This window comes from Natronomonas sp. (assembly GCF_028274965.1).
Taxonomy (GTDB): Archaea; Halobacteriota; Halobacteria; order Halobacteriales; family Haloarculaceae; genus Natronomonas.
In genome coordinates, this window is the sequence record NZ_JAQCNO010000021.1 from 1 (window position 1) to 6572 (window position 6572).

A 6572-nucleotide genomic window follows, 5' to 3' on the forward strand; every position below is an offset into this window, starting at 1 on the left:
TCAACTTCGCCGACATCATGCAGCGCCGCGGCGACTACCAGGGCGGCCCCGAACCGCCGTACGTTCCGGGGATGGAGGTCGCCGGCGTGATCGACGCCGTCGGTGCGGGCGTGGGTCGGGACGTCGGCGAGGAGGTCGTCTCGCTACTGGGCGGCGGTGGCTACGCCGAGTACGCCGTCGCCGACGCGAGGGGGCTCTTGGAGATCCCGGCGGGGCTCGGCTTCGAGGAGGCCGCGGGGTTCCCGGTCCAGTGGCTGACGGCGCACAACTGCCTACACGAGTGGGGCGGCCTCGAGGCGGGCGAGACCGTCCTCGTCCACGCGGCGGCGGGCGGCGTCGGGAGCGCGGCGGTCCAGTTGGCCGACGAGGCGGGGGCGACGGTGATCGGCACCGCCTCGACGCCGGAGAAGCTCTCGATGGCCGCGTCGCTCGGGGCCGATCACGGGATCCGGTACACCGAGGAGGACTTCGTCGATCGGGTCGCGGACGTCACCGACGGCGAGGGCGTCGATCTCGTTCTCGACGGGGTCGGCGGCGAGACGACGGACGACAGCCTCGACGCGCTGTCGCCGTTCGGCCGGATGGTCTCCTTCGGGGCCGCCTCCGGCAGCCCGGGGCGGCCGAACACCGCCGACCTCCTCTTCGGCAACAAGCGCGTGATCGGCTATCACCTTGGTCGGGCGATGGAGGCGGTCCCGGCCCGCGTGATGGGCGCGATCCCGGAGCTGACCGAGTTGCTCGGCTCGGGCTCTCTCGAGGTGCGGGTCGGACACAGCTTCGAGTTGGCCGACGCCGCCGACGCACACCGCTTCATCGAGGAGCGAAAGTCCAGCGGCAAGGTCGTGTTGGTTCCCTGAGCCGCCGGGGGCGATCACGCGTCGCGTCTGGCGGAACACAGAAACGTCTCGGTCCGGGAGACGGCGTGCTCGATCGTCAGGCCGGCGTCGGCGAACGCCGACACGGCGTGTCCGAGGCCGTGTCGCTCGGCGCGGGGGGGACCGCCACCGCCCGCGCCGTTGCGGTCCCAATCAACGGTGACGACGCGGCCGCCGGGACGGAGGACGCGGCGTATCTCGGCGACCGCCTCGGACCCCGAGAACTCGTGGTAGGTCATCGTGCTGAACACGCAATCGAGCGATCCGTCCTCAAAAGGGAGGTCGGCGATCTCGGCCGTGACCGGCCGAACGTTGTCGGGCATGCCCCGGTCGGCGTACAGATCGTGCATCTCCGGTTGCACGTCGACGGCGTGGACGAGCCGGGCCCGCTCGGCGACCGGATCGGTGTAGAACCCGGTGCCGCTGCCGAGGTCGGCCAGTTCCTCGTCGGAGGCGGGGGCGACGAGCGAGAGGAGCTCCTCACTCGAGCACCACCGGTACCGGCTCACGTCCGTGAGTCGGTCGGCGCGGTCGGGGTCGAACGTGTGAAATCCCATACCCGACGAACGGCGGGCGGCGGTATAACGGTGGCTGCTCGGGCGTCGCCGGGGGCTACGGGAGCGGGTCGATGCGCCCGCGTCGGCCATCGAGGATCCTAAAGCGCTCGTCGCGTCTGAGTTCGAGCCACCGGAGCAGTCGCTCTGCCCACCGGAGCTTCCTCGATTTCTCCGGCGTGACGGCGTCGTCGTCGAAGTCCCACCCCGGGAAGACGAGTTCGTCGGCCCCGCACGCGTCGGCCAGAAACGCCGCGCGGTCGCCGTCGGTGAACCCGCCCGGGTTGCACACCGGCGGCGTCGGCGCCGCCTGCGTCGTCGGGAGCACCGAAGCGGTGTCGAACGCCGGGACGTAGCGGTCGATCGCGGCCGCGTTGTCGCCGTGCGCGTGGACGGCGACCGGGACGCCCGCGTCGGTCAGGGCCACCGCCGTGTCGGGCGTCTTGTCCAGATCGGTCACCATGCAGTCGACGGCGACCCCGTGTTCCGAGCAGACGGCCGCGGCCCCGGAGGCGGCGACGACGCGGTCGGCCCGGTCGGCGAGGTCTAACTCCGCCCGGAGCGTCGGTGCCGCACCGCAGACGGCGACCGTTCCGCCGAACTCGAGATCGTCGACGGCGAGGGGGTCGCCACCGTCGTCGGCGACGAGCGCGCGTAGGCGGTCGCGGACCCGCTCGTCGCCGGCCCGGTCGTATCCGAACTCCGAGAGGATCGCCGCGTAGACCGGTTCCCACTCGTCGTATAGCATGGCCACTACCGGGTGTGAAGATTGGACCCGAAGCGCACCAAGGTACCCCTACCCGGATGTGCCCTTCGGGCTTCCGTGCCGACGTATTCCTGCATTTGGCATAAGCTTTCTTGTACCGTACGGTGTGCGTCGGTCACGCGTCAGACCCGCCGAACCCCGAACACAACCGGCGCACGTCGGCCGCGAGTTCCGGGGCGTCCTCCCGGAGCGTCTCCGAGAGCGTCCGGAAGGCCGATTCGGTGCCGACGAGGAGGGCTCCGTCGCCGCGATAAACGTCCACGCCGGCGGTTTCGGCCGCCTCGAAGAGCGCGTCGGTCAGCCCGCCGGCCCGGAGTTCGACGGCGTGTGTCATGACCGATCGGTCCCCGCCGTCCGCCCCGAGTCGGTCGGCGCGACGGGCGAACTCCCGGTCGGTCGCCACGTCGAGTTCCTCGAGGTTGTCCGTCCGGGTCCTGTCGGCGGTGAACTCGTGGCCAACCAAGGCGGCGTCCCGCGTTTCGGCGACGTCGTGGGTCCGGACGACGTGGGCTCCGCGCTCGACCGCCATCGACGTCGCGGCGAGCGACACCGGCAGCGCCTCCGCCGTGTCGCGCCCCGCGATCTGTCGGAGGAAGTTCTTCCGGTTGATGGAGACGAGGATCGGCCGACCGTAGCCCCGGAACTCCCGGAGACGATCGAACGTCTCGCGGTCGTCGTCGATCGTCTTCGCCTCGGACCACCCGCCGAAGGCCGGATCGACGATCGTCTTGTCGGTGAAGCCGTTCCGCGCGAGGGCGTCGTAGATGTCGTCGACGTCCTCGATCGCGCCGGGGCGTTCGAGGTCCGGCGGCGAGGCCATCTTCGAGACGGCCACGTCGTAGTCGGCGCAGACGGCCGGCATCTCGGGGTCGGCGAACCCGCAGATGTCGTTGACCATACCGAACCCGGCGTCGAGGGCCGCGGCGGCGACCTCGTGGTACCGCGTCTCGATCGACCAGACCGCGTCTCCGGACGTGGATTCGAGCGTCTCGATCGCCGTTTCGAGCCGTTCGAGTTCGCCCTCCGCCGAGAGCACCTCGAACTTCTTGTTGGCCGACTCTAGGCCGACGTCGACGATGTCGGCGCCCTCGCCGATCAGTTCCTCGTCGACGTACGCCGCCGCCTCGCCCGGGTCGTCGAAGACGCTCGGGTCGTACGGCGACTCCTTCGAGACGTTCAGTACCCCCATGATCCGGGGCGGATGCTCGTCGCCGATCTTCAGTCCGGCCGCGTCTACCGTTCGCATACCGTCCGTTCGAGCCCCCGGGCGTAAAGCCGACCGATACCGGCACGCTACCGACGGACGGACGCTCTTATACCGGCGGCTCCCGAACCGCCGCACGATGTCGAGTGTCGCAGTCGCGGTCGTCGGTGCCGAAACGCCCGGCAACATCGGCACGATCGCCCGCTCGATGAAGAACTTCGGGCTCTCGGAGCTGCTTCTCGTCGACCCCCCGGAGCTCGATCCGGCGGGCGAGGCCTACGGGTTCGCCGGCCACGCCCGCGAGGACGTCCTGCCGAACGCCGAGTCCGTGTCGCTGGATCACCTCGTCGAGAACTTCTACACCGTCGCCACGACGGCGACGACGAACCAGGACGCGAGGAAACACGTCCGGTACCCGTTCGTCGAACCCGCCGATCTCGCCGACGAGCTCGAGGGGCTCGACGCGGACGTCTGTCTCGTGTTCGGCCGCGAGCGGATCGGGCTGACGAACGAGGAGCTGGCGCGCTTCGATCGGGTCTGTTCGATCCCCGCCGACGGGGCCTACCCCGTGTTGAACCTCGCACAGGCGGCGACGATCGTCCTCTACGAGCTCCGGGGGCTGACCGTCGGGGAGACCCAACACCCCGAGCAATCGCACGAACGCGCCGACGAACGCGAGATCGAGGGGCTCTACTCGACGTTCGACGGGTACCTACGGAGTGTGGGTCACCCGGTCGAAAAGCGCGACAAGACCGAGCGGCTCTTCCGGCGGCTCGTCGGGCGGGCACACCCCACGGGGCGGGAAGCCCGGACGCTTCGCGGCGTCCTCCGCCGGGGGGCGATGCGGGCCGAGAGCGACCGAACACCGGACGGAGACGAGGCGGCGGGCGGGGACGGCGACGACGGCCAAAACGGAGGCGGAGCCGAAGGTTGAACAGAAAACAGAAACGGAGTCGGGGACGGACCGACTGACGACCGAACGGACGAGTATCCCCTGTGGGGGCGGATCTGCGGTCGGGGTCAGCTCCGCTCGCCGATCTCCTCGCGAAGCAACTCGGAGACGACCTCGCCGTCTGCCTTCCCCCGGAGCGCGCCCATGCACTCGCCCATGAGCGCCGAGAAGGCCCCCATCCCCTCCGATTCGACCTGTTCGCCGTTGCGCTCGACGACCTCGCGGACGGTCTCGCGGACGGCTTCGCGGTCGACGCCGGCGAGGCCGGCGGACTCGATCGCCTCCGGGACCGAGAGGCCCGGATCGGCGGCGAGTTCGCTCAACACCGGCGCGATCCCCTCCTTTGCGAGATCGCCGCGCTCGACGGCCTCCAGCGTGTTGAGCAGCGCCGACCCGGTGAGCTCTCCAACGGGAACGTCGTCGCGCCGCAGTTCGGTCAGCGTCGATTCGAGCGTGCCGGCCGCGGTGGTGGGGTCGACGCCGCGCTCGACCGCGCGCTCGAAGATCGTCATGTGGCGGCCGTACGCGACCTGTTCGGCGAGCCCCGAATCGAGGCCGAGTTCCGAGCGGTACCGCTCGACGCGCTCGGTGAGCAGCTCCGGCGGGTCGATCTCGGAGGGGTCGGGCGCCACCGGCGGGACGTCCGTCTCGGGGTACATCCGGGCGGCGCCGGGCAGCGGGCGGAGGTACCGCGAGGTGCCGTCCTCGTTCGCGCCGCGGGTCTCCTCGGGAACGCCCTCGGTGGCCGCCTCGGCCCGGTCGGCGACGGCCTCGATCGCCGTCTCGGCGACCGCCGCCTCGGCCGCGACGAGAGCGACCGCATCGGACCCGTCGGCGTCGACCGCGGCCCGCAACGACTCGACCTCCGAGGCGGTGACGCCGTAGGCCGGCAGTTCGTCGGTGTGGAATATCCCGCCCGCGCCGTGTCGCGTAGCGTGATCGGAAAGTTCCGTCCCGAGCCGTCGGTCCGGCTGGATCTCCCGGCCGACGAGCCCGTCGAACCCCTCCAGTCTGATCGCCCGGACCGCGTCCGCGCCGGCGATGACGCCGCTGTCGGTCTCCTCGAAGACCGCCGTCACGTCGATCGGATCCGCGACCGACGCGTCGTTCGCCCGCAGTTCCGCGGCGATATCGAGCAGTTCGACCTGTCTTGCGACCTCGCCCTCGACGAGGTCGTCGATGTCCTCGAGGCTCTGGACGCCCTTCATCTCGACGCGGGCCCCCTCCTCGATGGAGACGTTGACGTCCTGTCGGATCGTTCCCAGCCCGCGTTTGACCCTGCCGGTCGAGCGGAGCATCATCCCGATCCGCTCGGCCGCCTCGCGGGCCTGTCGGGGCGTCCGGATGTCCGGTTCGGTGCCGATCTCGACGAGCGGAATCCCGAGTCGGTCGAGCCCGTAGGTGACGCCGTCGTCGCGCTCCTCGATCCGGGCCGCCGACTCCTCCTCGAGGAGCATGTCGGCGATGCCGACCGAACCGTCCTCGGTCTCGATCTTGCCGTCGGTCGCGACGAGCGTAGAGCGCTGAAACCCGGAGGTGTTGGAGCCATCGACGACGATCTTCCGCATGACGTGGGCCCGATCGACGACCGTACAGTCCAACAGCGCCGCGATCTCGAGGGCCGTCTCGAGGGCCTCCCCGTCGAGTCTGCGCGGCGGTTCGTCGTCCTCCTCGACGAGACAGGTGGTGTCGAAGGCGAGGTACCGAAACTCCCGGTCGACGCGGGACTCCTCGAGGGCCGCGTCGTCGAGTTCGCCGAGTTCGGACTTCGTGGGGTGGAGATAGCGGGTGAACGACCGGGTCGACGCCGACGGCTCCCTGCGCTCTGTCGGGCAGTTACAGAAGAGTTTGGTCTCCGTGTCGAGCTGTTGGTGGATCTCCAGCCCGGCGACGAGACCGAGGGCCTCGTAATCGTGACTCATTACGCGCCGCTGGGGGGCCGACGGTCAAAAAAGGCACCATCCCGCGGTCGGAAGGGGCGGAGCGGTCGCGGCGCGTGGCGCGTGGTGGTGTGATACGGTATAATGCGGTGTAGTTATTCGAACTCGGCGTTGTCCAGGGCCGCCCGTAGCACCATCCCCAGCGCCAGGTGCTGGCGGGCCGCCGCCGCCACGTCCGCCTTCGCTTCGGCGCCGTCCGCCAGCGTGTACTCTTTGGTCTTGACCAACTCCCGCTGTTCGAGGACGCCCTCGTCGCAGAGATCGTGCAGCCGCGGGTAGAC

General features: G+C 70.2%; 6 protein-coding genes and 1 pseudogene. 2 read left to right on the forward strand and 5 right to left on the reverse strand.

Annotation, left to right across the window (positions count from 1 at the left end):
* A partial coding sequence (locus tag Q0916_RS03755) for a quinone oxidoreductase family protein (protein WP_299234581.1) occupies positions 1–857 on the forward strand: 857 nt, incomplete at its 5' end.
* Between the two features lie 14 nt (positions 858–871).
* Here Q0916_RS03755 and Q0916_RS03760 read toward each other — a convergent pair.
* The 3 genes from Q0916_RS03760 to Q0916_RS03770 form a co-directional block, all read right to left on the reverse strand.
* Positions 872–1432, reverse strand: coding sequence for a class I SAM-dependent methyltransferase (locus Q0916_RS03760; RefSeq protein ID WP_299234584.1), 561 nt, complete (start codon positions 1430–1432; stop codon positions 872–874).
* 55 nt (positions 1433–1487) lie between these two features.
* Positions 1488–2177: a 6-hydroxymethylpterin diphosphokinase MptE-like protein gene (locus tag Q0916_RS03765; protein ID WP_299234586.1), complete on the reverse strand. Its 690-nt coding sequence runs from the start codon at positions 2175–2177 to the stop codon at positions 1488–1490.
* A gap of 133 nt (positions 2178–2310) precedes the next feature.
* The gene (locus Q0916_RS03770) at positions 2311–3441 is read right to left on the reverse strand and encodes a dihydropteroate synthase (RefSeq protein ID WP_299234589.1); all 1131 of its coding nucleotides are present in this window, start codon (positions 3439–3441) and stop codon (positions 2311–2313) included.
* A 97-nt stretch (positions 3442–3538) separates the two neighbouring features.
* On the opposite strand from Q0916_RS03770, the gene Q0916_RS03775 reads away from it, so the two are divergent.
* Entirely contained in the window at positions 3539–4333 is a 795-nt protein-coding gene (locus Q0916_RS03775; protein WP_299234592.1) for an RNA methyltransferase, read from the forward strand.
* A gap of 86 nt (positions 4334–4419) precedes the next feature.
* Here the strand turns inward: Q0916_RS03775 and gatE are convergent, their stop codons facing one another.
* Positions 4420–6273: a Glu-tRNA(Gln) amidotransferase subunit GatE gene (gene gatE / locus Q0916_RS03780; RefSeq protein ID WP_299234593.1), complete on the reverse strand. Its 1854-nt coding sequence runs from the start codon at positions 6271–6273 to the stop codon at positions 4420–4422.
* Positions 6274–6386: 113 nt separating this feature from the next.
* Positions 6387–6572 (reverse strand): annotated as a pseudogene (locus Q0916_RS03785) (PadR family transcriptional regulator); the annotation flags it as partial.

Coding starts and splice junctions, on each gene's coding strand:
- Q0916_RS03760 (WP_299234584.1), bottom strand. CDS start 1,432: ATGGGATTTCACACGTTCGACCCCGACCGCGCCGACCGACTCACGGAC.
- Q0916_RS03765 (WP_299234586.1), bottom strand. CDS start 2,177: ATGCTATACGACGAGTGGGAACCGGTCTACGCGGCGATCCTCTCGGAG.
- Q0916_RS03770 (WP_299234589.1), bottom strand. CDS start 3,441: ATGCGAACGGTAGACGCGGCCGGACTGAAGATCGGCGACGAGCATCCG.
- Q0916_RS03775 (WP_299234592.1), top strand. CDS start 3,539: ATGTCGAGTGTCGCAGTCGCGGTCGTCGGTGCCGAAACGCCCGGCAAC.
- gatE (WP_299234593.1), bottom strand. CDS start 6,273: ATGAGTCACGATTACGAGGCCCTCGGTCTCGTCGCCGGGCTGGAGATC.